The following is a 25,715-nucleotide window of genomic DNA, read 5'->3' as shown; positions in this document are numbered from 1 at the left end:
CAAGCCATTGAAATGCAAAACCGCCCACGCGAATGTCGCGCAGGCGGCCCAGTTGCGGCTGATATGGGCGATGATGGAGGATTTGTCAAAGAGAATGAGGGGTCTCTTCACAGCCAGTGGTCGCTTCCCGATGGGAAGCAGTGCCGGCACCCGATACGCGATCCTCTACAGCGCCGGGGGAGCGGAATCTTACCCGAGAGATTGCGGCCACCGCAGAAGCGCGGCCTGGCCTGCCGTCGTCAGGGCGTAGACGCCCTTTTCCCGGCGCTCGAACCATCCATAGACGTTGTCGCGCAGGATCGGACCGGCCTTTGGCGTCAGCGCCTTCATATCTCGCGGACGCACAATTCCGCGGTCGAGTGCGGCCGCGCAGAGCAGCGCCTGCTGGCGATAGGCCGTCATCACCGGCGCCCGCGAGCCGCCGCCGACGGCAGGATCGCCGCGACGGCGCTGATGCTCCTTGACGAGGCGTGAGCGCCGCTTGGGATTGGTGCGCGGCATCGGCGAGATCGAACTGACGATGACGCTGACCTCGCCGCCATCCGAGACGCCGAGCATACCGATGCCGAGGCGCCGGCAGAGGTCGCGGTAGCGCTTGTCCGTCTCCCGCCCGCGCCCCTTGGCCGAAACGCGCGCCGCGATCCAGACTTCGTCGCTCACGGCAGCCCGGTCGACCGCCTGAAGCAGCAGTTCCAGATTGAAGGAGAGCTTGAGCTCGCAGATCACCACGACCGGCGGCTCGCCATCGCTCAACCCGACGAGATCGCATCCGCCGACCTCACCCTTGACCACATAACCGGCCGCTTCCAGGAAGGCTTTGACCGGCAGGTAGAGCGATGTCTCCATCAGAAAATCGCGCCTCAGGCGGCGTTGAGATCGGCAATCTCGCCATATCGTGCGAGCAGTCGCGGCGAGGTCATGTCGCCGGTCTCCTCGTCGACCATGACGGCATAGGCCGCAACGCCGACGAAACGCTCGGCCATCGCCGAAGCGATCTTTTCCGCGCTGACGGCATTCGAGGCCTGACGCATTTCGCCAGGCACGAGACTGCCGCGGTTCTTGCGGTAGGGAAGGACGATGAACTTCTCGGCACTGGCCACGGCGATAGTTCCCGGTTGATCGTTCCGGAAATGTTCTGATTTGCCTAACGGAGTCAACCCTCGCCCCTATCCGCACATGGAAAGGGGCGGGATAGAGCTAGGCTCAGGCCGCCTTCGTCTTCACCTTGCGCGCCAGATGCGCCACGACATTCTCGATCATCCGCATGCCGGCATCACCGCCGAGCGTCATGATCGATTCGGGATGGAACTGCACCGCAGCGATCGGCTCCTTGGCATGTTCGATGCCCATGATCGTGCCGTCCTCGCTTTCCGCCGTGATGATGAACTCCCGCGGCAGCGTCGAGGGATCGGCAAAGATCGAGTGGTAGCGGCCGACCGTCACTTCCCTCGAAAGGCCGGAGAAGACGATGCCGGGTTCCAGCACGCGGATGCGCGAAGGCTTGCCGTGCATCGGCAGCGCCAGATGGCGCAATTCCCCGCCATAGGCTTCGGCGAGTGCCTGCAGGCCAAGGCAGACGCCGAAGATCGGCAGGCTGCGCGCCCGTGCCTTCTTGATCGTCGCCTTGCAATCGAAATCCTTGGGATTGCCGGGACCTGGCGACAGCACGACTAGATCCGGGTTCAACCGGTCGAAGATTTCTTCCGGCACCGGCGTGCGCACGGTTGAAACCGTTGCCCCGGTCTGGCGGAAATAATTGGCCAGCGTGTGGACGAAGCTGTCCTCATGATCGATGAGCAGGATGTTGACGCCCTTGCCGACGCTGGCAACGTCGCGCTGGATCTTGCCGGAATTGCCGGTCTTGGCGTCTCGGATGGCGGAAAGCATGGCAGAGGCCTTCAATTCGGTTTCGGCTTCTTCTTCCTCAGGAATGGAATCGTTGAGCAGCGTCGCCCCGGCGCGCACTTCGGCGATGCCGTCCTTGATGCGCACGGTGCGCAGCGTCAGGCCGGTATTCATGTCGCCATTGAAGCCGACCATGCCGATCGCTCCACCATACCATGCACGCGGGCTCTTTTCATGGCTCTCGATGAAGCGCATCGCCCAGAGCTTCGGCGCACCGGTGACGGTCACGGCCCAGGCGTGGCTGAGGAACCCGTCAAAGGCGTCCATGTCGTCGCGCAGCCGCCCCTCGATGTGGTCGACCGTATGGATGAGGCGCGAATACATCTCGATCTGCCGGCGGCCGATCACCTTGACCGAGCCAGGCTCGCAGACGCGGCTCTTGTCATTGCGGTCGACATCCGAGCACATCGTGAGTTCGGATTCGTCCTTTTTGGAGTTCAGGAGCTTCAGGATCTGTTCGCTGTCGGCGATCGGATCGTCGCCGCGCTTGATCGTGCCCGAGATCGGGCAGGTCTCGATGCGCCGGCCGGAGACGCGCACGAACATCTCGGGCGAGGCGCCGACCAGATATTCCTGATTGCCGAGATTAATAAAGAAGGAATAGGGCGATGGATTAATTGCCTTCAGCCGCTTGGAAATGTCGGAAGGCTTGCTGTCGCAGCGCTCCATGAATTTCTGCCCGGGCACGACTTCAAACAGATCGCCCTTGCGGAAGCTCTCCTTCGCCTTGACGACGAGTTCGGCATACTCGCCCGGTCGATGGTCGCTCTTCGGCGGAATGGCATCCGTCTGCTTGAAGGGTTCCGGCGCGATCTGCTCAGCCTTGCCCTCGGTCGTCACGCCGCCTTTCTCGAAATCGTAGCGGTCGATCCAGGCTTTCGCGGCATAGTTATCGACGACCAGGATCTCGTCCGGCAGGTAGAGCACCATGTCGCGCTGATCAGAGGGCCGCGTCAGCTTCAAATCGATCGCGTCGAACTGGAAGGCGATGTCGTAGCCGAAGGCGCCGTAGAGGCCAAGGCTCGCATCCGCCTGCGAATAGAAAAGGTCGGTCACAGCGCGCAGCACCGTGAAAACCGTCGGCATCTTCGAACGCTCTTCCTCGGTAAACACCCGATCCGGCGCCTTGACGGAAAGGTCGAGACGGCGGCCGGAGGAGGCACCGAGCACAAGCTCGGGCACCGTCTTCAGCCGCTCGGTCACAAAGCCGAGAAGCACCTCCCCGCGCTCATTATAGGCCTCGATCCAGACGTCGCGGCCGAAGGAGGAGATGCCGAGCGGCGGATCGACGACGGCGGTATCCCAGCGCGTATAACGGCCCGGATATTCGTAGTTCGACGAGAAGACCGCGCCGCGGCGCTCGTCGAGCTTGTCGACATAGGAGGAGACCGCATCGGCATAAGGGATCGCCCGCCGCTGCCGGGTGACGGTGATGCCACCCTTGGTCTCGTAGATTTCCGCACCATCATCCCGCAGGATCGTTACCATAGTTCCACTCCGTTATCGGGGCCCGGACGACAGGCGGCGATAAAACAAAAAAGCCGCCTCGAAGTTTCGGGCGGCTCACTCGTCGTCGTCTTTGGACACGATTGGTCGAGGCCGCCTCAGCGAGCCCACCACCAAACAGCAATGTTCAAAGACTTGATCATGCGAAAATTGTTAGCCTGAGATCAGCCGCCACGCAAGAGGCGATCGCACGAATGAAAAGGGCGGCCCGAAAGCCGCCCCTCTCCAGCCTTGAAGGCATGACTGGCTCAGAAAGTCTTGGTGAGCGAGACCTTGAATGTGCGACCCGGCTCGGAATACCACTCCCGCGGCTGCGACGCCGTCGCCGAGCTGAGATTGACGTTGCGCACGGCGAGCGCGTTGTAGTGCTCCTGGTCGAACATATTGCAGACACCAGCTTGGACGCGCAGGCCCGGCAACTGTTCGGCGTCCACCAACCGGTCAAGTCGACGATTGCGTAACCGGGCGCATCAAAGGTCGTGTCGTTGGTGTTCGTGACCGGTGTATTGAGATGGTCCGTGAGCATGCCGGCCGCAAGCGTCGAGGAAAGGTCGAAGCCGAAGGTCGCATTGCTCCAGCCGCCGCCGATGATCGCCTTGAACGGCGCCACCGAGCGCAGGCGCTGGGTGGTCTCTTCGTTCCTGCCATGGGCACAGGCAAGCGAAGCATGCAGATTGATGCCGTTATTGAAGGTCTTGACGGTGCTGGCTTCAATACCCGAGATCGTCGCCGCAGCCACGTTCGTGTAATTGAACTCAGTAAAGCCTGTCGCGTCGACGCTCGTCACCGTCTCGATGAAGTTCTGATAACGGGTATGGAAAGCCGCGACCCTGCCGGTAAAATCGCCCGTGTCGAAATTGGCGCCGACTTCGATGCCGCGGCCGATTTCCGGTTCCAGATCAGGATTGCCGAGCTGGGCGTAGCGGCCGGTGGGGTTATAGAAGCGGCTATAGAGTTCATCGACGGTTGGCGCGCGGAAGCCGACCGCCAGCTGCATATAGAGCTCTACATCAGGCCTCAGGTCGTCTGTCGCAAGGATCTTCGGCGACATGACGGCTTCCGTTCGGTCGCGAAGATCGCCGAAACGGGTAAGGCCGGTATTGTTGTTAAAACCGCCGCCGGTGGAGGGATCGTAGTTGAACCGGTCAAAGCGGAAGCCGGGCGTCATCGTGAAACCGGTGTTGCCGATCTCGATCTTGTCTTCGACAACAAGCCCAAGGATCTGACTGTCCACATTCGGCACTTCCGCCTGGTTGTTCAGCGCCGGGCACGTCGTCAATGTCGGGCACAGGGCCCAGCTATATTGGCTCCAGCTGGAGACGCCGACGTCGAGCCCGACGCGAACGGAGTGGCTGAGGCCGGAATATTCGAAGTCCCTGGTCGCGGTGCCGCTGAAGCCCCAGGTTTCGTTTTCGACCTCGTTGTTGCGGCCAGAGGCAACGTTGGCGGTCGTACGGCCCCCGCTGCCGGCCTCCTTCTTCAAATCCTGCCAATAAAGCGTGGCGCGCGCACTGCTGAAGACCGCGTCGGAAGACTGCGCTTCATAATCGTAGTCGAGCGATACGCGATCGCGGTCACGCTGTTCGCGGCCGTCATAATTGTCGATCATGAAGTTGCGAGGGCTGGTTCCTCCCTGAAGATGGTGCAGGTCGGTTTCCAGGTCGCTGCGGAAGCGTTCCGCCGTCAAGCCGATGCGATGACCGCCTTCCCGCTCCTGGCGCAGTTTGAAGAGCAGGTTGTGTTGGTCGAAATCAGCCGGGTTCGCCTCTCATCAAGTTTCAACGATCTCGTAGGGCGTTGCACAATTGCAACGAAAAACGCCCTCATGCGTTGTTACCCGCGACGATACTAGGATCTCTGCCCATTGAGGAAACTTTCGACACTGGCGATCCTTTTCGCCGCTAGCGTCTTTCTTGCCGGCGCCCGCCTGCCTGCGCAGGGCCCCTTGCCAGAACCTCGGCCCGATACCGGACAAACGACCAGCCCGTCTACCCCGCCCGCGGAAAAGGCGGAACCGCCCGCACCGGAGGAAGTTCCCGCCCCTCAGCCGAAACCTGACGTGAAGGAGCCGGAGGCGCCGGCATCTGGCCAGACGCCCGCGCCACAGGCCGCCCCGGCAAAACCGGAGCCGACGGAACCGATGCAAGGTCCGCCGCTGCCGCCGGGTACTGCCGGTCGCCCCCAGTCGCCGGAAGAAAACAAGCCGCAGGGCGAGCAGACGCTCGAAGAGCAGCAACTGACAATCGAGCCCGAGAGCGATGCTGAACATGCAGAATGCACCGCCGCCCTTCAGGCTCTGGGCGTTGTCTTTAAGGAAGCGCCGCGCATCGACGACGGCAATGGCTGCGGCATCGACAAGCCGATCATCGTCTCCGAAGCCCTGCCCGGCGTTGCGCTCAAGCCGGAAGCGACAATGCGCTGCCCGGCCGCCCTCGCGCTTGCCCGCTGGATAAAGGAGAGCGTCATCCCCGCCGCCGCCGCTGCCCTGCCTGGACAGGGCCGCATCACATCAGTTAACCAGGCAACGTCCTATATGTGCCGCCTGCGCAACGGCGCCGGAACCGGCAAGATCTCCGAACATGCTCGCGGCAACGCTATCGACATTGCAAGCTTCCATTTCGAGAAAGGCGAGGACGTCGCCGTCCGCTCCCGCCGCGAGGACTCCACACTGACCGGCGCCTTTCAGCGAACCGTCAGCGCCGCCGGCTGTCTCTATTTCACCACTGTCCTCGACCCCGAAAGTGACGCCGCCCACGAGACCCATTTTCATCTCGACGTCATTGAAAGGAAGGGCGGCTATCGCTATTGTCACTGATGAACCAGTTTCCTGATCATCGCTGTCGACTTCATATTTACCGGTGAGTTCCATTGGGCCTTCGCCATCGGACCGTTGTTCCTCGGCACGATGCAAAGCCTTATCCGTTTGTTTATCGATCCAGACTTTGAAAAGCGTCGGGAGCACCGTCTGGTCGAGCGTTTCGGGAAGTCCGCCTCTGATCAGAACAACCCTTCAATATAACCCTGCTCATTCAAAAAAATCCGCTCCGCCGACGGCGATTTCGGCAGGCCGGGCATCGTCATGATCTCACCGGTGATGGCGACGACGAAGCCGGCTCCGGCTGAAAGCCGCACCTCCCGCACCGAGACGATATGGCCTTCCGGCGCGCCGCGCAGGTTCGGATCGGTGGAGAAGGAATACTGCGTCTTCGCCATGCAGACTGGCAGCTTGCCGTAGCCCTGCTCCTCCCATGTCTGCAGCTGATCGCGCACCGCCTTGTCCGCGGTCACCTCGCCGGCATGGTAGATCTTCGAGGCGACGATCTCGATCTTCTCGAACAGCGAAATGTCGTCGCCGTAGAGTGGCTGGAATTTCGCCTGGCCCGATTCGGCCAGCTCCACCACCTTATGCGCCAGTTCCTCGATGCCGGCCGAACCTTTGGCCCAGTGCTGGCAGAGGATCGCTTCGGCGCCGAGCCGCGAGACGAATTCCTTCACCGCCGCGATCTCCGCATCGGTATCCATGACGAAATGATTGATCGCGACGACGACGGGCACGCCGAAGCGGCGCACATTGGCAACGTGCCGGCCGAGATTGGCGCAGCCCTTCTGCAGCGCCGCGACGTCCTCCGTGCCGAGATTCTCCTTCTTCACGCCGCCATTCATCTTCAGCGCCCGGATGGTCGCGACGATAACTGCCGCATCCGGTTTCAGCCCGGCCTTGCGGCATTTGATGTCGAAGAATTTTTCAGCCCCGAGATCGGCCCCGAATCCCGCTTCCGTCACCACATAGTCGCCGAGCTTCAGCGCCGTCTTCGTCGCCGTCACCGAATTGCAGCCATGGGCGATATTGGCGAACGGGCCGCCATGCACGAAGGCCGGATTGTTCTCCAGCGTCTGTACGAGGTTCGGCTGCATCGCATCCTTGAGCAGCACCGCCATCGCGCCATCGGCTTTCAGGTCGCGCGCACGCACCGGCGTCCTATCAAAGCGGTAGCCGATGATGATGTCGCCGAGCCGCCGCTCCAGATCCTTGAGGTCGGCAGCAAGGCAGAGGATCGCCATCACTTCCGAGGCGACGGTGATGTCAAAGCCGCCCTGGCGCGGAAAACCGTTCGCAACGCCGCCGAGCGACGAGACCATGCTTCTGAGCGCCCGGTCGTTCATGTCCATGACCCGCCGCCAGGTGATGCGGCGAATGTCGATATTCTCTTCGTTGCCCCAGTAGATGTGGTTGTCGATCATCGCCGCCAGTAGATTGTGCGCCGAGGTGATCGCATGGAAATCGCCGGTGAAATGCAGATTGATATCTTCCATCGGCACGACCTGCGCATAACCGCCGCCGGCCGCACCGCCCTTGACGCCGAAGCAGGGGCCGAGAGAAGCCTCGCGTATGCAGACGATCGCCTTCTTGCCGATCCGATTCAGACCGTCGCCGAGGCCGACAGTCGTCGTCGTCTTGCCTTCGCCGGCCGGGGTCGGATTGATCGCCGTGACAAGGATCAGCTTGCCGTCCTTCTTGCCAGCCTGCGCCGCGATGAACTCGGCACTGACCTTTGCCTTGTCGTGACCATAGGGGACGAGCTGCTCGGCCCCGATGCCGAGCTTTGCCCCTATCTCAAAGATCGGCCTCTTGGCCGCGGCACGCGCAATCTCGATATCCGATTTGATTGCTGGCATGGATGCTCCCCATTGCGGCCTGCGCGGGCGCGAAGGCGTTTCCCTCGTCAGTGGGATATCGAAATATCGCCAAGCTGTGAATAGCGCTCGCCTTGCAGCCGCCACGCTGGACGGTTATGGGGCGCTCAACCGTCGCGGATTTTGAAGGTGAAGACATGAAAGCATTGGAACTCCTCGTCGAGCGTATCATCCTGTCGAGCCGCTGGCTCCTCGTCGCCTTCTACATGGGCTTGGTGTTGGCGCTCGCCGCCTATGCCGTTTCCTTCGGCTATAAGCTCTTGAAGATCACCGCCAACGTCTTCATTCTCGACGAGGCGGGCATGATCCTTGCCATGCTCAGCCTGATCGATGCGGCCCTCGTCGCAAGCCTGATCGTCATGGTGATGATTTCAGGCTACGAGAATTTTGTCAGCCGCTTCGATGAAGCCGACGGCGCCGACAACGAGGTCTCTTTCCTCGGCAAGCTCGATTCAGGCAGCCTGAAGATCAAGGTCGCCTCCTCGATCGTCGCCATCTCCTCTATTCATCTGCTGCAGGTCTTCCTCAATGCCGACCAATACGAAGACGGCAAGATCATGTGGCTGACGCTCATGCACCTCACCTTCGTCGCCTCCGCCGTCATGCTCGGCTTCCTGGAGAAGCTCATGAGTGTGACGTCGAAGAACGATTTGAAGGACGAGGGATAGAGAGACGACGAACCGCTTGTCAGGTCGATGCGCGGGCAGGCCGGCAGTCGAGGCCTTCCTTTCCGCGTCAGTTCGAGGCCCCAGCAGCAGGAATGATCTCTGCCTCAGCTTTTCTGGGGCATCGAAGACTTTCCTTGGCATCGGGTCCACACAGGCGGTCGCCGGGCTCATCGCCATCAGGGATGATGCCATTGACGATCCCAAGTTCGAGCGCCTGAGCACGAGGAATTTCTTTTCGCTCAATCGAGGTCGCGATCATCATCGCCTCGAAAGACTCGGAATTGACACCCATCTCGTCGAAATAGGCGAAGAATTTCGCAGATTCAGCCGTGGTGGGTCTCACGAGGCCAATATCGGAATATCCGACAATTCGCGGCGTTCCGCTCATCAAGACGAGAGCACAGGTCGAAAGGCAGTATGCCCCGCCGGCGGAGACCTCCCCCTCAGTTGGGCCGCTTTTGGCCATGCTCGCCTTGCAACGCGGATTTAGCGTCGGGCAGTTCGGCAACCGCGTTCTGCCAACCGAGGTCTCCAGGCCTGCAGCACGGATTATACGTCCCATCGCGAAAGCCGCATCCATGTCCCCGCCATTGGACTGAAGCACGACCGGCAGCTTTCTTTGGCCGAGCGTCTCCAAGATCGCCTTCAGCCGAACCGGGGTATCCGGCGTGATGTCTCCTTCCGCAGAAATCCACTGCGTGCACTCCTCCTGACAATTGCCATGATGCATCAGCAGAAAGTCCATCGGCTGGGTTGTCGGCAGTTTCTCGCTTGTGTCTGCGACTGCAGAATGGCCGTGGCAGACGGCATCAGTGGCGGCATCCGGCACGCAGAGCGGCATGCCCGGCCACTCATTGTAAGACAGCATGTCGGTGTTCAGCCCCATGCGAAGTGCATCTGCGGGCGGTATGATCGTGATACGATCAGGAGCCGTACTCATCATCAAGGCGATCAGATCGCCGCTAACGCCCATCTCCTTCAAATAGGTCGTCAGGGCAGCAGTCGCCTTCTTGCCGAGCTTGGTGGAGCTGCTCTGTCCCACCGCCTTGCGTCCAACCTCTTTGCGGGAAATTTCCGTCTTCTTGCCGTTCACGATCTTATATTCGATCCGATAGGAGATACGCACCCTGTTGTAGACAGTCGTGATCTGGTGGACGCCGATGAAGGCCCATTGCGACGAGACGCGTGAGATGCCGCCGGCGAAGGCCAGCGGACATGCGGAAAAGCAGTATGCACCATCCGAATAGGTGACGCCGACCGAGCTGCCATCCTTGGCGATAGCTGCGGCGCAACGCGCATCATCCTCCGGGCAATCCTTCAGTCGCGTGCCCCCTATGGCTGTTTCCAGGCCTGCCTTGCGGATCATCCGGCCCATTGCATAGGCGGCATCCACCTCACCGCCTTCTGACTGGAAGACGACGGGCAGTTTGCGGTCCCCGATTTTCTTCAGAACTCTTCTAAGCTGGGCGGGAGTATCGGCGGTTATGCGGCCCTCCGCCGATATCCATTCAGGACAGTCTTCTATACAGAGGAGGCTGTGTACGATGATGAAACGCATCGGGGGCTGCCCTGCCGGCTTCTTCTGCCCAGCCGCCTGCGAAGGCGCGGCACCGATCGACAAGTTCAACAAAAGAAAAACAAGTACTGCCAGAGAAAACAGATGCTTAAAAGCCAGAGCAGGTGCAAAGCGCACGATTAAATCGCCTCAGTTATACATGATAATACGCCTATCAATTGCATCGTGCCGCAGCAAGCCAGATTTCGACGCCTCTCGCTGCTCAAGCTCTTCCGGCGTGATTCTCTTCGCCCCCGGAGCAGGCGAGATCCGCAGCTATCCCGCCGCGGAAGAAGTCAAAGATACCACAACGCTATTTGCACAAGCCCCAACTCAACCGAGGCGCGCGCAGTCGTGACTATTTCTGCGCGTTTCGTACTAATCGGCTTGAGATAAGGCGATTGGGACTAGCATCCAGCAGTGTTTGTGTATTTGATAGCGTTAACATTGGGGCTGCCGGAGGCGTACAAATGTCTTATATGACCACCTCTGAAAGACAGTCGTTGCTTGCGGCGGAACTTGCTGTTGCAGGAACGCGCGGCCTGTTTGCACAAGGGCTCGGCAGGGTCTCTGCGGCTTTCGGACTGTCCTATGCGACGCTGATGCACGCTCCCTCGCCGGAAGACCTCCTCCTGAAACCGCTACTGATCGAAAGCTCGCTTCCCGCGGCCTATATCAGAGACTTCGATCGCGCCAACATGATGCGGGGTTGCCCTTTCGGCGTACGGCTGAGGGAGTCGGCCGTGCCGCAGGCCTGGCACCTCGACGATACGGTCAATGGACAGGCTTTTCCAGCCGAACTGCGCGCCTTGATGCTGCGCCATGCGATACCTGCGGGTGTTGCCATGCCGACGATTGCACTCGATGGGCAGCGCCTGGTCTTCTGGTTCTGCGGCGAGCGTGCGGCGCTCGGCCAGAGCGAGGTCAACGAGCTGGCGATCATCATCCTGCATGCCCTCGACGCATACAATGCCGTCAGGCGCAACGAGGAAAACGCGCACAATGCGCTGTCGGCGCGTGAACTTGAAGTCGTGCGCTGGACGGCACAGGGCAAGACTTCGATCGAAATCGGCCAGATCCTGGCGCTCTCCGATCACACGGTAAACGCCTACATGACCAACGCGATCAAGAAACTCGATTGCGTCAATCGCACCCAGTTGGTAGCAAAAGCAATTCGATTGAAGCTGATCAGCTGAAAAATCAGAAGAGGGTCAGCACGTCGTCCCGTGATTGGGAGAATCGTGTCTCTTCGTTTCGAACAGCCTGTCGTCGACAAGATAGCACAGTCCCGCGTCCATATCGGCATCATGGATGCGGAAATCGTCCAGATGGTTGCGGCCTATCGCCTTTTGGCTTCTGGCGCATCGACATCGAAACCGGACATTTCTTTGCAAGCGAGGATGTGCACACGATCTTCGATCTTCCCTATAGCGACGGGCCGGTCAATCTGGCCGAACTGATGTCTCGAATTCACGCCGAAGACCGCAGCCTGATCGCCCAGACCTCCGAGGAGGCAAGCCGTCACGGCGTCGGCTTCCATTCGTCTATCGCGTCCACAACCGGCTCGGCGTTACAAATTGGTGCGCAGCATCGGCCGCTTCCGTGACGATGCCAGCGGCGGCGGCATCGTCGGCGTCACCTATGAATTCGTCGAGAGGCTGCGCGTCGTTGGCTGCGAGGATCATACGGGGCGCCGCTGACGCGCAACGCTCTAACGATCGAGCACCGACCGGATCTCGACGAGGTTCGAGCGCACCCTCAGAATATAGAAGCCCATGGTCGCGAGGTGGCTCGGCATGATCCAGCCATCTTCGCGGCCGTTCGAGATGATCGAGGGCTGGATGCGCAGTGCCGCCTGGAACTGCCGCGTAGTGCCGCTCCAAATCGCGCCGAGATTGCGTTCCTGCACCACCTGCGAGAAATCCGCCTGTGCAGCCGTCAGGATGGCGTAATAGGCATAAAGCTGGCCGTAGGCGAACCAGAACCGGTCGTCGGCACGCGTATCGAACCAGCCGCGATTATGGTGTTCCGAACGCTCGGCGAGCATGTCGGAAGTGGCGCCGAGATCGTTGGCGATGCGGTCGATGAACTGCATCAGATTGTCGGCGCGGCCGTCGAAAATAACGTTGCAGGCGGACAGATCAGTATTGAACTTGCGCAGGCTGCCGATCGCCGAGCGGTAGTAGGAAGGCGTTGGCGTTTTAGGCCCGAACGGATTGAGCCCGAAATACCAGCTATATTCGTCGAACTGCAGATTGCCGCGCGCGCTCTGCAGATCGTTGTTGATGCCAGACGTGCCGCGCACGCGCCCGAGTGTATCGACAAGTTCCGCCGAGGTACGCCGGACTGCCTGGTTGATGCCACGCTGGAACGAGGCCTTGTTGTCGAGGAAGGGCGTGTGATCCCAGTCGATCCCGAAGAAGCCCATTTTGTAGAGCAGCATGGAAGAAATCCATGCGTTCTGGTTGACGTTGAAATCGGTAAGGTCAGCCGTGACATCGACAATGGCTGAGCGCTGACAGGTCTTGATGGCCGCGCCGCTCGCGCCCTCGGCGGACGGCAGTTCCTGCCCGGCGGCAATCTTGCGTTCCGAAAAGCGGTATTGGTCGACGAAGGCAGTGTTGAAGTTCGACCAGACCTGCGTCTGCCAGAAGAAATAGCCGTAAAGTACGGCGAAGAGCGCCACGAATGCGATGATCGGCAGCCGGATCAACCAGCTCCGGCGCTGGTACCAGCCATGCGCGCCAAGAAAGGGCCAAAAGGCCCAGGCGGAAAACAGGCGGGCCCAGCGGCCGATCGTCTGGCCGATCCGCCTGAAAAAACCGGCAATCCGGTCAAGCATCGTCGTCTCCTGTCAGGCGAGGCGAACACTACCGCGCCGCGCGTTTTAGACGCGCTAAGGACGCTGTAGCACTTTGAGTCACTGCATAATTCCTTAAATGGTTCCAATCTAAGGAATTATGCAGGAGGACATCGCCGCCCCGCTGCATCCACATATGCGCTCGCCAGCCCGAGCACAACAAGAGCCCTCGATTTTTACGAATGAAGCAGCGCGAACCGCGCGCGTCACGGCTCAGGAACGCAGGAACGGCAACCTGAAGCGGAAGGATCTGCGCGCCGTATCGATGAGCGGCGCTCCCGACGTTTCCGGTGCCAGCTCGGCGTAAGCCGGAAATTTTCCGGCGACGTCGAGGTCGGCCCGGCTCTTGCGCCGCTCCAGATCCTGGGCGACCAGCATATCCTTCTCAAACAGCCTGATCGGGGTTGCAATATCGGGGAACAGTTCCGGCTTGATCCTGACCTTCATGCCTGGCCGGTCGGTATCGACCTGCGCCTGATAGATGATCAGCCGCTCCTCGACATCGATCATCAGCTTGCGCAGCAAGACGTTGCAGGCACCGATCCGGCCATTCAGCGAATCGACGAAAGCCTGGAACAGGCCGATGAAGCGCTCGCGCCGCTGGCTGTCGTCCCGCATCTCGTGCTCCTCGGCCGAAATTCGTTCGGCCTCTGCCTTCAACGCCCGCCGCTCTGCCTCCATCTGCTCCCAGTGCGCCCTGTTGCCATAGACGCCGATACGGCCCTGCGTCGTCAGTGCTTTGGCGTTGAGCTCCTTCATCTTCAGGCGGGCGATATCGATGGAATCGACCAGCCGGCGCCGTTGCTCGACAATGCCCACGAGCCCGTGCTCGGCTATCTTGTGGCGTTCGATGATCGAGGTGCGCTGGCTCACGATCAGCCTGGCGAGCGCGTCCGATTTCGCCAAGAGATCGAGTAGCCGCTCGATGACCGGCGCCTCGCGCACGCGTTCGGTATACATGCGCCACATTCTCTGGCGCGACGTCCAGCCTGCCATTTTCTCGCGCAGCGTCAATCCGCGGAAACTATCGAGATCGGCCGAAACCTCCGCCGTCATCCGGTCCAATGTGAAGACCAGTTCGGCAAGCAACGCATCGAGCGCCGTGCCATCGGCAATATGGGCCTGGAAGCGCGCGTTCTGTTCGAGAAAAACCTGGTCGGCCGACCGCGTTTCGTCGCTGTCAAAGCCGCGGATGCAGGCTTCGCAATAGGCTCCCTCGGCCGCAATCTTTTCGGCAAGGCCGCCTGCGGATTCGTACAGGCTATCGAATGGCGGGGCTCTGCGCACCTAATCTCTCCAGGGAATCTTCTGCCTCAAGCTAGAGCATAACGCCGAAAAGTGTGAGCGGTTAGCATCGAGGGAGCTTCTAACTAGACGCGCTCGGAGCGCCGCTCGGCTTTCAGCTCCTCAAGGAACGCCACGGGCTCGACCTCCGTAGGTTCCCCGCTAGCTTGCCTTCGACGCATTCCCGTCTAACGAATTCGAGCTCCAGGGCGCTCTCTTCATAGACGGTCTCAGACCGGCTCGGCCATCCAGGCCCCATTCATTTCGTCGTCCCAGTGCCTGCGGCAGAGCGAGACATATTTCTCATTGCCGCCGACATCGATCTGCGCGCCTTCGTGCAGCACCTTTCCCTGCGCGTCCAGCCGCACCACCATCGTCGCCTTACGCCCGCAATGGCAGATCGTCCGCACCTCGCGCATTTCGTCGGCAATCGCCAAAAGCTCCTGTGAGGCTGGAAACAGCTTGCCCTGAAAATCCGTCCTTAGCCCGTAGACCATCACGGGGATGCCGAGCCGGTCGACGATGCGGGCAAGCTGCCAGACATGGAGAGGCGTCATGAAATGCGCCTCGTCGACGAAGACGCAAGAGATCGGCGCCCCTTCACCGCTCAGCGTCATGACCAGTCGGAACAGATCCTCGTCCGGTTCGAAGGGAATGGCGCTCGCCTCCAGCCCGATCCGCGAGCCGATCACGCCCCGGCCGGCGCGCTCGTCGAAGGCGGCGATCAGCTGCACCGTGCGCATGCCGCGCTCCTGGTAATTATAGGAGGCCTGCAGCAGCATCGTCGATTTGCCGGCATTCATCGTCGAATAGTTGAAATAGAGCTTTGCCATCAGAGTCTCCTTGATCGGTTATTGAAAGCTCGGAGTGGCAAAGAAAAGACCCGCAAGGGCAATAATCACAGGAATCGCCGTCTGAACTCCGTCGAAAGCCTCGAAAACCGGGCACATCGGAAAAACCGCAAACGTCGCAATCGCACCCTCCGATACGACGCAAACGCACTGAGGTCGCTTGTCAAACTGGGTTATTGGTGATTGGCTTGGGGACCTAAAGACTGGGAGTCTAAAATGAAAACAACAAGCACATTCAAACTCGTCACTGCAACTGCCGTCGCCGCCCTCTCCGTTGCGACCGCCGCCTTCGCCGCCGATCCCGACAGCTGCTCCACCGTCCGCTTCTCCGACGTCGGCTGGACTGATATCACCGCTACGACGGCGACCGCCTCCGTCGTCCTGAAAAGCATCGGCTACCAGACCGACATCAAGGTCCTCTCGGTGCCGGTCACCTATACCTCGCTGAAGAACAAGGACATCGACATCTTCCTCGGCAACTGGATGCCGACGCAGGAAAAGGACGTTCGCCCCTACATCGATGACAAGTCGGTCGAATCCTTCGGCCCGAACCTCGTCGGCGCCAAGTACACGCTCGCCACCAACGCCAAGGGTGCCGAGCTCGGTATCAAGGATTTCAAGGATATCGCCGCCCACAAGGACGATCTCGACGGCAAGATCTACGGCATCGAGCCCGGCAATGACGGCAACCGCCTCGTCATGGATCTGATCGAAAAGAACACCTTCGGAATGAAGGATATGGAAGTCGTCGAATCCTCCGAACAGGGGATGCTCGCCCAGGTCGCTCGGGCCGAGAAAGCAGGGAAGCCCGTCGTCTTCCTCGGCTGGGAACCCCATCCGATGAACACCAACTTCAAACTGACCTACCTCACAGGCGGCGACGACGTCTTCGGTCCCGACTTCGGCGGTGCCAAGGTCTACACAAATGTCCGCGCCGGTTACCTCGGCGAATGCCCGAATGTCGGCTCCATGCTGAAGAACCTGACGTTCTCCCTCGACATGGAGAACCAGATCATGGGTAAGATCCTCGACGACGGCAAGGAGCCGGAAGCTGCGGCTACCGAATGGCTGAAGGCCAACCCGTCGGCGCTCGCGCCCTGGCTCGCCGGCGTCAAGACCCGCGACGGCAAGGGCGACGCGCTGGCGGCCGCCAAGACCAGCCTGGGCCTTTGATCACATGAACGGGGCGGCTCGCCGCCCCGTTTCATTTTTGTCCGATTGTTAATTTTTTCGGGATAGGCGCGCTCTTGAATTGGATCACCGACTCTAAGATTCCCATCGGCCCATTGGCCAAATCCTTCGTGGACTGGCTGACCTCGAATGGCGAATGGTTCTTCAACCAACTTGCCTTTCTGCTGTCGCACGTCATCGACGGCCTGCTCTTCGTGTTGCAAAAGCCGCATCCGCTGATCGTCATTGCGGTCATTTCCGCCCTCGCTTTTTGGCTGCGGCGGTCGATCGCGATTACGCTCTTTACCTGTGTTGGGCTGCTGCTCATCATGAATCAAGGATACTGGAAGGAGACTACGGAGACGCTCGCGCTTGTGCTCGCCTCCACCTTCGTCAGCATGGTGATCGGTATTCCACTGGGTATCGCGGCCGCCCGCCGCGCCTGGGTCTATGCAGCCATGCGCCCCGTACTCGATTTGATGCAGACCATTCCGACATTCGTCTACCTGATCCCGGCGCTGATCCTGTTCGGCCTCGGAATGGTTCCGGGCTTGATCGCGACTGTCATCTTTGCGATCCCCGCTCCCATCCGATTGACGCGTCTCGGTATCATCTCGACGCCACCCTCCCTCGTCGAAGCCGCGGTCGCCTTCGGCGCGCGGCCGATGCAGGTGCTGCGCAAGGTCGAGCTTCCCTTCGCCGCGCCGCAGATTATGGCGGGTCTCACCCAGACCATCATGCTGTCGCTGTCGATGGTGGTCATCGCCGCACTCGTCGGCGCCGATGGTCTCGGCGTGCCCGTCGTGCGTGCGCTGAACACTGTCAATGTCGCAAAAGGCTTCGAAGCCGGTCTCTGTATCGTCATCCTGGCGATCATTCTCGACCGCATGTTCCGCACGGCGGGTGAAGGAGAGGGCGCATGACCGCGGTAAGCTTCAAGGATGTCAGCATTATCTTCGGCGATCGGCCGGAAGCCGCCCTTGCCATGGCCGACCAGGGCAAAACGCGCGACGAGATCGGCGCCGCGACCGGCCTGGTGCTGGGCGTCGCCAATGCCTCGCTGACGATCGAGGAAGGCGAGATCCTCGTGCTGATGGGCCTTTCCGGTTCGGGCAAGTCGACTTTGCTGCGCGCCGTCAACGGGCTCGCTCCCGTGGTGCGCGGTGACGTCGCGGTCTCCACGACCACCGGCCTCGTCAACCCTTACAAATGCAATGCCAAGGCGCTGCGCGAACTGCGCACCCACACCGTCTCCATGGTGTTCCAGCAGTTCGCCCTCCTGCCCTGGCGCACCGTCGCCGAAAATGTCGGCTTCGGTCTCGAACTCGCCGGCATGCCGGAGGCCGAACGCAAGGCCCGCGTCGGCGAGCAGCTCGAACTCGTCAACCTGACGAAATGGGCGAACCGTAAGGTCAACGAGCTGTCAGGCGGCATGCAGCAGCGTGTCGGCCTTGCCCGAGCCTTTGCCACCGGCGCCCCGATCCTGCTCATGGATGAGCCCTTCTCTGCGCTCGACCCGCTGATCCGCACCCGCCTCCAGGACGAACTCCTGGAGTTCCAGCGGCGGCTGAAGAAGACCATTCTCTTCGTCAGCCACGATCTCGACGAGGCCTTCCGCATAGGCAACCGCATCGCCATCATGGAGGGCGGTCGGATCATTCAGTGCGGAACGCCGCACGACATCGTCAAGAACCCCGCGGACCAGTATGTCGCCGACTTCGTGCAGAACCTCAACCCGATCAACATGCTGACGGCTGCCGACGTTATGCAGCCCGGCCTGGGCCAGACCGCTGCCGGTATGAGCGTCAGCGCCACGGCCCGCGCCGCGACCCCGCTCGTCGATGTCCTCGACGTACTCGCCCGCCAGCCGGGCAGCATCGGCATCGTGGAAAACGGCACCGTCATCGGCACCATCACCGCCCAGGATATCGTCGCCGGCCTCACGCGCCATCGCCGCAAGGAGGACGCTTGATGTTTTCGATCCGCTTTGCCACAAAGCGGACATGAAAGATCAGCCCTCGCCCTTACGCGAAACCGACGACGAGGCCCGTAGGCTCGCCCGCGTGCTGCTGCGCTCCGCACGGTACGCGGCAATTGCCGTTCTCGATCCCGACACTGGTTTTCCCTTTGCCAGCCGTGTCCTTCTCGCTACCGATGTCGACGGCGCGCCCGTTATCCTCGTTTCGAAGCTTTCGGCTCACACGAAAGCGCTAGTACGAGACCCGCGCGCCTCGTTGCTGACCGGTGAGCCGGGCAAAGGCGATCCGCTTGCCCATAGCCGGCTGACGACCCAATGCACGGCGGAGCCGATTGAGCATGGTCATCGGTTCCACGAGCGCATTCGCACGCGTTTTCTCGATCGCCATCCCAAGGCAAATCTCTATATCGATTTCCCCGATTTTCTGTTCTTCCGTCTCAAACCGGAGCAGGCGAGCCTCAACGCCGGCTTCGGCCGCGCCTACCATCTCGACGGCGGGGATCTCATCATCCAATCGCCGGCAATCGAAGAGATTGCCGCCAAAGCGGCCGAAACAGTGCGAGATTTAGTAGAGCGCCATCCCGATGTGGCGGAAACCCTTGCAGCGCGCTTAAAAGCCCCGAAATCGGCTTCTTGGCGCATCTGCGGCATCGATCCGGCGGGCTTTGAAATCATTTCCGGCGACTTTTTGCTGCGATACGAATTCGAAACGCCCGCTGTGGATTCCGATCACATTTGTTCAAACATATCTAAAATAGCATACTCGATACCTTAATTTTAGGTATATACAATCTTCGAGCCCAGTTGCTAATTTTGCCGCGGGCTCCGGCAGACAGCCCTTACCAATAGATGATGTACGTTTCGCATTAGGAAGATAAGAATATGGAAACCCCTGATTTGGCTGACCACACGAATGTGGCGGCAGCACTATTGTCAGCCATGGCCAACCCCAAAAGATTGCTGATCCTGTGCAGCCTGGTGAAGGGCGAAGTCGCCGTCGGCGTACTTGCCACACAAGTCGGCCTCAGCCAGTCGGCGCTTTCACAGCACCTTTCGAAACTGCGCGCGCAGAAGCTTGTCAAGACCCGCCGCGACGCCCAGACCATCTACTATTCGAGCACATCCGAGCCTGTCATGAAGATCTTGGCGACGCTCGAAGACATCTACCTCGTTCCGAGCCGAAATAGATCCGCAGCCTGATGATAGCGCTGACATAACAGTCGGCCGGTGCCGCGCCGCATGGGAATACCCCTGGGAGCATCGGCAACGTATTTCAGCACCTAAACCTTAAAGACACGACCGGCAAATCACGCGATTTGCCGGTCGTTTTTTTCAGGATTCTGTGTGACCTTCGTCTGATGCCTGTCATCAGCCCAACCGCCGACTTCTTGCCGGCGACGCAACATCGGATGCTGAACAGAAGGGAAGCGTTGGGACTTTTCTCGTTGACGCGTTGGGAAGCGCTGATAATTTGACCGGGCAGTAAAAATTCGGACGAAAAACCCCTCGGGAATGGGCCGCCAACGGCCAGGAGAACAGCATGTCCAACCGCCTCAATGCACCGAATGATCTTCGTGCCTTCTGGATGCCCTTTACGGCCAATCGCCAGTTCAAGAAGGAGCCGCGGTTATTCGTCGGCGCCAAGGACATGTATTATACCACCCATGACGGTCGTCAGGTGTTGGACGGCACGGCTGGCCTCTGGTGCGTCAACGCCGGCCACTGCCGCCCGAAGATCACCGAAGCGATCCGCCAGCAGGCGGGCGAACTCGATTACGCGCCGGCTTTCCAGCTCGGCCATCCCAAGGCGTTCGAACTGGCGAACCGCCTGGTCGATATCGCTCCGGAAGGCATGAACCACGTCCTCTACACCAATTCCGGTTCCGAATCCGTCGAGACTGCCCTCAAAGTCGCGCTTGCCTATCACCGCGTGAAGGGTAACGGTTCGCGTTTCCGCCTGATCGGCCGCGAGCGCGGCTATCACGGCGTCAATTTCGGCGGCATCTCCGTCGGCGGCATCGTCGCCAACCGAAAGATGTTCGGCACGCTCCTGACCGGTGTCGATCACATGCCGCACACCCACCAGCCCGGCAAGAACAACTTCACCCGCGGCGAACCTGAGCATGGCGGCGACATCGCCACCGAACTCGAGCGCATCGTCACGCTGCATGATGCCTCCACCATCGCGGCCGTCATCGTCGAGCCGGTGGCCGGCTCCACGGGCGTCCTGATTCCGCCGAAGGGCTACCTGCAGAAGCTGCGCGAAATCTGCACCAAACACGGCATCCTTCTGATCTTCGACGAAGTCATCACCGGCTTCGGCCGTCTCGGCGCCCCCTTCGCCGCGCAATATTACGACGTCAGGCCCGACATGATCACCACCGCCAAGGGGCTGACCAACGGCGTCATTCCGATGGGCGCCGTCTTCGTCACCTCCGAAATCCATGACGCCTTCATGAACGGCCCGGAGCACATGATTGAGTTCTTCCACGGCTATACCTATTCCGGGAACCCGATCGCTTCCGCCGCAGCCCTCGCCACGCTCGACACCTACAAGGAAGAAGGTCTGCTCACCCGCGCCGCTGAGCTTTCCGATTATTGGGCCGATGCACTGCATTCGCTCAGGGACTGCCCCAACGTCATCGACATCAGGAACACCGGTCTGATCGGCGCAATCGAACTTGACCCGATCGCCGGCGAGCCGACGAAGCGCGCCTTCACCGCCTTCCTGAAGGCCTATGAGAGCGGGCTTCTGATCCGCACCACCGGTGACATCATCGCGCTCTCACCACCGCTGATCATCGAGAAGCAGCATATCGACGAGCTCTTCGGCAAGCTGAGGACCATCCTTCAGAACAACATCTGAAGAGGCTCACGAAGGTCAGTGCCAAAGACCCGCGATGGACAATGTTCTCGCGGGTCTTTTCGTCTGAAAATGGAGACCTCAGCTCACAGAGGCGACGGAGAGGCAGAGGGCGAACTTTTTCAGGAGCTGGCGATCGAAATGCCCCTCGGCACCGAACATCCATTTCAGTGCCTGGCTGGCACTCCACGGCGCCTTGTATGGCCGCACAGAGGTAATGGCGTCATAAACATCGCAGATCGTGGCCATCCGCGCGTGGAGGCTCACCTCGCTGGCGGGCAAGCTGCGCGGATAGCCCTTGCCGTCGATGCGTTCGTGATGATTGAGGCAAACGTCGAGAACGATGTCCGACATGCCCTCCTGCCGCGACAGGATCGCGTGCCCCTTCTCCGGATGGCCCCGAAGCAAGCCGATCTCATCCTTTTCCAGAGGCCCTGCCTTGTTCAGCACCTCAATTGGAACTTCAAGCTTACCGACATCGTGCAGCAAACCCGCAGTGCCGAGCATCCGAATCGTATGCTCGTCAAGTGCGAGATGGCGGCCGAAAAGGATCATCAGCGCGCTCACCGAAATGGAATGCAGGAAGGTTACCTCGTCCTTTGATTTCAGGCGCGTGACGCTCAGGAACACCGCAGGGTTCTCATCCATCGACTTGGAGACGGACGAGATCACCGGCGCCACATGATCTATGCTGACGCCATCGCCGTTCCGCAGCTTTGCGAAAGCCTGTTCCAACAACGGCATGGATCTCTGGACGGTGTCGCGCGCGGCCTGAATGTCGATCTCGACGTCACGGCCCGGCAGGCCGTTGGTATCGAGCCCCTTGCTGGTATTGATGACGACGCCGGCAGTGCCGCATTTACGAATTTTTGCAGCATCAACTTCGCGTCGCAGGGAAAATCTGCGCTTGGACAAAAACGGATCCTGCCACAGGCCCTCGACAACCTCCACAAACATTCCGATACACACCTGACCGGCGTCGATACGCTTGAGCATCAGATCTCTGTTTCCCGATAGCTAATTCTTTGTACAGGACTCTTTTTCAATGCGGCGGTATTCGGGGTCTCCTTGATACTACTGCCCTTGGCCAAACTAACGGTTAATAGGAAAGCTAAAGACAACCTTATGGAGGTGATTTTGTCCGGAGGCAGGTCGTGACCATTCGCCGCCTCGCCTCTGAAAATCATGGAAAATCGAAGGAAATGATCGGTTTCGACTGAATTCTCGGCCGGATGGGCCGAATTTTCTTTCCATTTTGTTATGAACTTGCGCAATCTCATCAAAATTTCTAGAAATCTCGCCAGAGCCCTCACCGAGTCAAACATGGCCGGCGGGTTCGCTGATCGCACCGTTACCGGTCGTCCTTGGCACAGCCTCTGAAGGCTGTTGAATGATCGGGAAAGCCGGCGCGGCACATCATCGCGGGTCGACGACCCCATCCAAGGAGACAGACAATGACCCTCAAGACATTGACGACGACCCTCGTCGCGTCACTCGCCTTTGCGCCGCTTGCCCATGCCGATATCACCGTCGGCCTGATCGCGCCCCTGACCGGTCCCGTCGCCGCCTATGGCGATCAGGTGAAGAACGGCGCTCAGACTGCCGTCGATGAGATCAACAAGAAGGGCGGCATTCTCGGTGAAAAAGTCGTGCTGGAACTGGCCGACGATGCCGGCGAACCGAAGCAGGGCGTTTCCGCCGCCAACAAGCTTGTCGGCGACGGCATCCGCTTCGTCGTCGGCCCGGTGACATCGGGCGTAGCGATCCCCGTGTCGGACGTTTTGGCTGAAAACGGCGTGCTGATGGTCACCCCGACCGCGACAGCTCCCGACCTCACCAAGCGCGGCCTCGCCAACGTGCTGCGCACCTGCGGCCGCGACGATCAGCAGGCCGAAGTCGCCGCCAAATTCGTGCTGAAGAATTTCAAGGACAAACGCATTGCCATCGTCAACGACAAGGGCGCCTACGGCAAGGGTCTTGCCGACGCCTTCAAGGCGACGCTGAATGCCGGCGGCGTCACCGAAGTCGTCAATGACGCAATCACACCAGGCGACAAGGATTTCAGCGCCCTCACCACCCGCATCAAGGCCGAAAAGGTCGACATCGTCTATTTTGGCGGCTACCACCCGGAAGGCGGCCTGCTCGCCCGCCAACTGCATGACCTCTCCGCCAACGCGATGATCATCGGCGGCGACGGCCTCTCCAATACGGAATTCTGGGCGATCGGAACCGATGCGGCGGGAGGCACGCTGTTCACCAACGCTTCCGACGCCACCAAGAACCCGGACTCAAAGACTGCCGCCGAAGCGCTTAACACTAAGAACATTCCGGCCGAGGCGTTTACGCTCAATGCCTACGCCGCGGTCGAAGTCCTGAAAGCCGGTATCGAAAAGGCCGGCAGCGCTGAGGATGCGGAAGCCGTCGCGGCTGCACTGAAGGGCGGCATGGAGGTTCGGACCGCCATCGGCAAGCTCACCTACGGCGAGACCGGCGACCTGACCTCGCAGAGCTTCTCGCTCTATAAGTGGGAAGGCGGGAAGATCGTCGCTGCGGAATAATCCCAGATTTGCAGATTGCGACCGGGCGCTATAAGCGCCCGGTTTCGTTTGTGGCATCGCATGTCGCGGCAGATCGGTTATAAGTTCCGGAATCGGTTTGCAATGTGAGCGGTGCCATGACCAACAGACTCGAACGTCTCATCGACCAGGGTGTGGGCCGTGTCCCCGCCGACATCGTGCTGAAGGGCGGCAGCTTCTTCGATCTCGTCACCGGCGAAATCGTCCGCTCGGACATCGCCATCGGCGCTGACCGCATTGTTGGCACTGCGGGCGATTATGCGGGCGAGACCGAGATCGACATCTCGGGCAGAATAGTCGTTCCGGGCTTCATCGACACGCATCTGCACATCGAATCCTCGCTGGTGACGCCGCATGAATTCGACCGCTGCGTCCTGCCCTATGGCGTCACGACCGTTATCTGCGATCCGCACGAGATCGCTAATGTGCTCGGCGCCGAGGGCATCGAATTCTTCCTTAAATCCGCGCTGGAGACGATCATGGACATCCGCGTCCAGCTCTCCTCCTGCGTGCCGGCCACACATCTTGAAACTGCGGGCGCCGACCTGCCGATCGAAAGCCTGCTGCCATTCCGCGAACATCCGAAAGTCATCGGCCTTGCCGAATTCATGAATTTCCCCGGCGTGATCCACAAGGATCCCGTCTGCATGGCTAAGCTCGACGCCTTCCAGGGCGGCCATATCGATGGCCACGCGCCGCTTCTCTCCGGCAAGGACCTCAATGGCTATCTCGCGGCCGGCATCCGCACCGAGCATGAGTGCACGAGCGCCACCGAGGCGCTGGAAAAGATTCGCAAGGGCATGCACATCCTGGTGCGCGAGGGCTCTGTCTCCAAGGACCTCGCCGCGCTGATCCCCATCATCACCGAGCGGCTTTCACCCTACCTCGCGCTCTGCACCGACGACCGCAATCCGCTCGATATCGCCGAACAGGGCCATCTCGATCATATGATCCGCACGGCGATCGCGAGCGGCGTCGAGCCGCTCGCCATCTACCGCGCCGCCTCGATCTCTGCCGCACAGGCCTTCGGCCTTAGAGACCGCGGCCTGGTGGCCCCGGGCTGGCGCGCCGATCTCGTTGTTCTCGACAGCCTGCAAAGCTGCCGTGCAGAGATGGTTTTTTCCGCCGGCCGCCGCGTCACCGACGAGCTTTTTGCCACGCGCAAACCGGTCGCCCCGATCGGCCTCGACAGCGTCAAGGCCCGGCGGGTCAATGCCGCCCATTTTGGAGTACCGGTCACCGAGGGCGAAACATCGGTCATCGGCGTCATGCCGGGCAAGATCATCACCGAGCATCGCCGCTACCGCCTGCCGGCCAAGGGCAACGAAGCGACGGTCGATCTAACCAACGACATCATCAAGGTCGCCGTCATCGAGCGCCACGGCAAGAACGGAAATCATGCCAATGGCTTCGTCCAGGGCTTCGGCCTGAAGAAGGGTGCGATCGCCTCCACTGTCGGCCATGACAGCCACAACATCTGCGTCGTCGGGGTCGATGAGGACGACATGGCGCTCGCCGCAAATCGCCTCGGAGAGATCAAGGGCGGCTTCGTCGTTGTTGAGGATGGCAAGATCACCGGCGAAATCGCGCTACCCGTCGCCGGCCTGATGAGCATCGAGCCTTACGAGAAAGTGCGCGACACGCTGCACCATCTGCGCCAGGCCGCCTTGGCACTCGGCGCCACGCTGGAAGAGCCCTTCCTCCAGCTGGCCTTCCTGCCGCTGCCCGTCATCCCGCATCTGAAGATTTCCGACCGTGGCATGGTCGACGTGGACAAGTTCGCGCTGATCGGGTGAGTAGCGCC

General features: G+C 60.5%; 21 protein-coding genes and 2 pseudogenes. 12 read left to right on the top strand and 11 right to left on the bottom strand.

Annotated elements, in window-relative coordinates; genetic code table 11:
- Positions 1–189 precede the first annotated feature (189 nt).
- From PH551_RS00250 to PH551_RS00235, 4 genes and pseudogenes are all read right to left on the bottom strand, one after another.
- Positions 190–846: a DUF2161 domain-containing phosphodiesterase gene (locus tag PH551_RS00250; protein WP_183704779.1), complete on the bottom strand. Its 657-nt coding sequence runs from the start codon at positions 844–846 to the stop codon at positions 190–192.
- A gap of 14 nt (positions 847–860) precedes the next feature.
- Complete coding sequence (locus tag PH551_RS00245) at positions 861–1,100, bottom strand: hypothetical protein (protein ID WP_085778946.1); 240 nt, start codon at positions 1,098–1,100, stop codon at positions 861–863.
- 103 nt (positions 1,101–1,203) lie between these two features.
- Entirely contained in the window at positions 1,204–3,393 is a 2,190-nt protein-coding gene (locus PH551_RS00240) for an anthranilate synthase (RefSeq protein ID WP_285191404.1), read from the bottom strand.
- Positions 3,394–3,659: 266 nt separating this feature from the next.
- Positions 3,660–5,179 (bottom strand): annotated as a pseudogene (locus PH551_RS00235) (TonB-dependent receptor domain-containing protein); the annotation flags it as partial.
- 96 nt (positions 5,180–5,275) lie between these two features.
- Between PH551_RS00235 and PH551_RS00230 the strand changes: the two are divergent.
- Positions 5,276–6,226, top strand: coding sequence for an extensin-like domain-containing protein (locus PH551_RS00230; RefSeq protein WP_285191403.1), 951 nt, complete (start codon positions 5,276–5,278; stop codon positions 6,224–6,226).
- Between the two features lie 182 nt (positions 6,227–6,408).
- Here the strand turns inward: PH551_RS00230 and PH551_RS00225 are convergent, their stop codons facing one another.
- A complete protein-coding gene (locus tag PH551_RS00225) occupies positions 6,409–8,088 on the bottom strand; it encodes a formate--tetrahydrofolate ligase (protein ID WP_285191402.1) in 1,680 nt (559 codons plus the stop codon).
- A 155-nt stretch (positions 8,089–8,243) separates the two neighbouring features.
- Here PH551_RS00225 and PH551_RS00220 point away from each other — a divergent pair, with 155 nt between their 5' ends.
- Positions 8,244–8,774 carry a TIGR00645 family protein gene (locus PH551_RS00220; RefSeq protein WP_097596981.1) on the top strand — a complete coding sequence of 177 codons (531 nt, stop codon included), beginning with the start codon at positions 8,244–8,246 and terminating at the stop codon, positions 8,772–8,774.
- Positions 8,775–8,841: 67 nt separating this feature from the next.
- Here PH551_RS00220 and PH551_RS00215 read toward each other — a convergent pair whose 3' ends face one another.
- Positions 8,842–10,467 carry a COG3904 family protein gene (locus PH551_RS00215; RefSeq protein ID WP_285191401.1) on the bottom strand — a complete coding sequence of 542 codons (1,626 nt, stop codon included), beginning with the start codon at positions 10,465–10,467 and terminating at the stop codon, positions 8,842–8,844.
- Between the two features lie 332 nt (positions 10,468–10,799).
- Here PH551_RS00215 and PH551_RS00210 point away from each other — a divergent pair, with 332 nt between their 5' ends.
- Both PH551_RS00210 and PH551_RS00205 read left to right on the top strand, forming a co-directional pair.
- A complete protein-coding gene (locus tag PH551_RS00210; protein WP_085778952.1) occupies positions 10,800–11,525 on the top strand; it encodes a helix-turn-helix transcriptional regulator in 726 nt (241 codons plus the stop codon).
- 45 nt (positions 11,526–11,570) lie between these two features.
- A pseudogene (locus PH551_RS00205) lies at positions 11,571–12,029 on the top strand (PAS domain-containing protein).
- Between the two features lie 11 nt (positions 12,030–12,040).
- On the opposite strand, the gene PH551_RS00200 reads toward PH551_RS00205, so the two are convergent.
- From PH551_RS00200 to PH551_RS00190, 3 genes are all read right to left on the bottom strand, one after another.
- The gene (locus PH551_RS00200) at positions 12,041–13,171 is read right to left on the bottom strand and encodes a DUF2333 family protein (protein ID WP_285191400.1); all 1,131 of its coding nucleotides are present in this window, start codon (positions 13,169–13,171) and stop codon (positions 12,041–12,043) included.
- A 231-nt stretch (positions 13,172–13,402) separates the two neighbouring features.
- Complete coding sequence (locus PH551_RS00195; protein WP_285191399.1) at positions 13,403–14,476, bottom strand: hypothetical protein; 1,074 nt, start codon at positions 14,474–14,476, stop codon at positions 13,403–13,405.
- A 227-nt stretch (positions 14,477–14,703) separates the two neighbouring features.
- The gene (locus tag PH551_RS00190; RefSeq protein WP_285191398.1) at positions 14,704–15,306 is read right to left on the bottom strand and encodes a thymidine kinase; all 603 of its coding nucleotides are present in this window, start codon (positions 15,304–15,306) and stop codon (positions 14,704–14,706) included.
- A gap of 234 nt (positions 15,307–15,540) precedes the next feature.
- Here PH551_RS00190 and PH551_RS00185 point away from each other — a divergent pair, with 234 nt between their 5' ends.
- The 6 genes from PH551_RS00185 (at position 15,541) to aptA (ending at position 21,338) form a co-directional block, all read left to right on the top strand.
- Positions 15,541–16,497, top strand: coding sequence for a choline ABC transporter substrate-binding protein (locus PH551_RS00185; RefSeq protein ID WP_285191397.1), 957 nt, complete (start codon positions 15,541–15,543; stop codon positions 16,495–16,497).
- A 74-nt stretch (positions 16,498–16,571) separates the two neighbouring features.
- Positions 16,572–17,417 (top strand): choline ABC transporter permease subunit, encoded by an 846-nt coding sequence (gene choW / locus PH551_RS00180; RefSeq protein ID WP_085778957.1) that lies wholly within the window; start codon positions 16,572–16,574, stop codon positions 17,415–17,417.
- Positions 17,414–18,466, top strand: coding sequence for a choline ABC transporter ATP-binding protein (choV, locus tag PH551_RS00175; RefSeq protein ID WP_064804161.1), 1,053 nt, complete (start codon positions 17,414–17,416; stop codon positions 18,464–18,466). The genes choW and choV overlap by 4 nt, the downstream gene beginning before the upstream one ends.
- A gap of 31 nt (positions 18,467–18,497) precedes the next feature.
- The gene (locus tag PH551_RS00170) at positions 18,498–19,247 is read left to right on the top strand and encodes a HugZ family pyridoxamine 5'-phosphate oxidase (protein WP_221156114.1); all 750 of its coding nucleotides are present in this window, start codon (positions 18,498–18,500) and stop codon (positions 19,245–19,247) included.
- Between the two features lie 107 nt (positions 19,248–19,354).
- Positions 19,355–19,672, top strand: coding sequence for an ArsR/SmtB family transcription factor (locus tag PH551_RS00165; protein WP_085778959.1), 318 nt, complete (start codon positions 19,355–19,357; stop codon positions 19,670–19,672).
- Positions 19,673–20,012: 340 nt separating this feature from the next.
- Positions 20,013–21,338 carry an omega-aminotransferase AptA gene (gene aptA / locus PH551_RS00160; RefSeq protein ID WP_285191396.1) on the top strand — a complete coding sequence of 442 codons (1,326 nt, stop codon included), beginning with the start codon at positions 20,013–20,015 and terminating at the stop codon, positions 21,336–21,338.
- A gap of 78 nt (positions 21,339–21,416) precedes the next feature.
- Here aptA and PH551_RS00155 read toward each other — a convergent pair whose 3' ends face one another.
- A complete protein-coding gene (locus PH551_RS00155; RefSeq protein WP_285191395.1) occupies positions 21,417–22,331 on the bottom strand; it encodes an HD-GYP domain-containing protein in 915 nt (304 codons plus the stop codon).
- A complete protein-coding gene (locus PH551_RS00150; protein WP_285191394.1) occupies positions 22,331–22,615 on the bottom strand; it encodes a hypothetical protein in 285 nt (94 codons plus the stop codon). Before PH551_RS00150 ends, PH551_RS00155 begins: the two co-directional genes overlap by 1 nt.
- A gap of 174 nt (positions 22,616–22,789) precedes the next feature.
- Between PH551_RS00150 and PH551_RS00145 the strand changes: the two genes are divergently transcribed.
- Positions 22,790–23,893: a branched-chain amino acid ABC transporter substrate-binding protein gene (locus PH551_RS00145; protein WP_285191393.1), complete on the top strand. Its 1,104-nt coding sequence runs from the start codon at positions 22,790–22,792 to the stop codon at positions 23,891–23,893.
- 116 nt (positions 23,894–24,009) lie between these two features.
- A complete protein-coding gene (gene ade / locus PH551_RS00140; RefSeq protein WP_285191392.1) occupies positions 24,010–25,707 on the top strand; it encodes an adenine deaminase in 1,698 nt (565 codons plus the stop codon).
- Positions 25,708–25,715 lie beyond the last annotated feature (8 nt).

Origin of the sequence: Rhizobium atlanticum (genome assembly GCF_030182485.1) — a bacterium.
In the GTDB taxonomy this organism is placed as follows: Bacteria; Pseudomonadota; Alphaproteobacteria; order Rhizobiales; family Rhizobiaceae; genus Rhizobium.
Note: the sequence above shows the minus strand (reverse complement) of the source record. Positions and strands in the feature narration are given on the sequence as shown.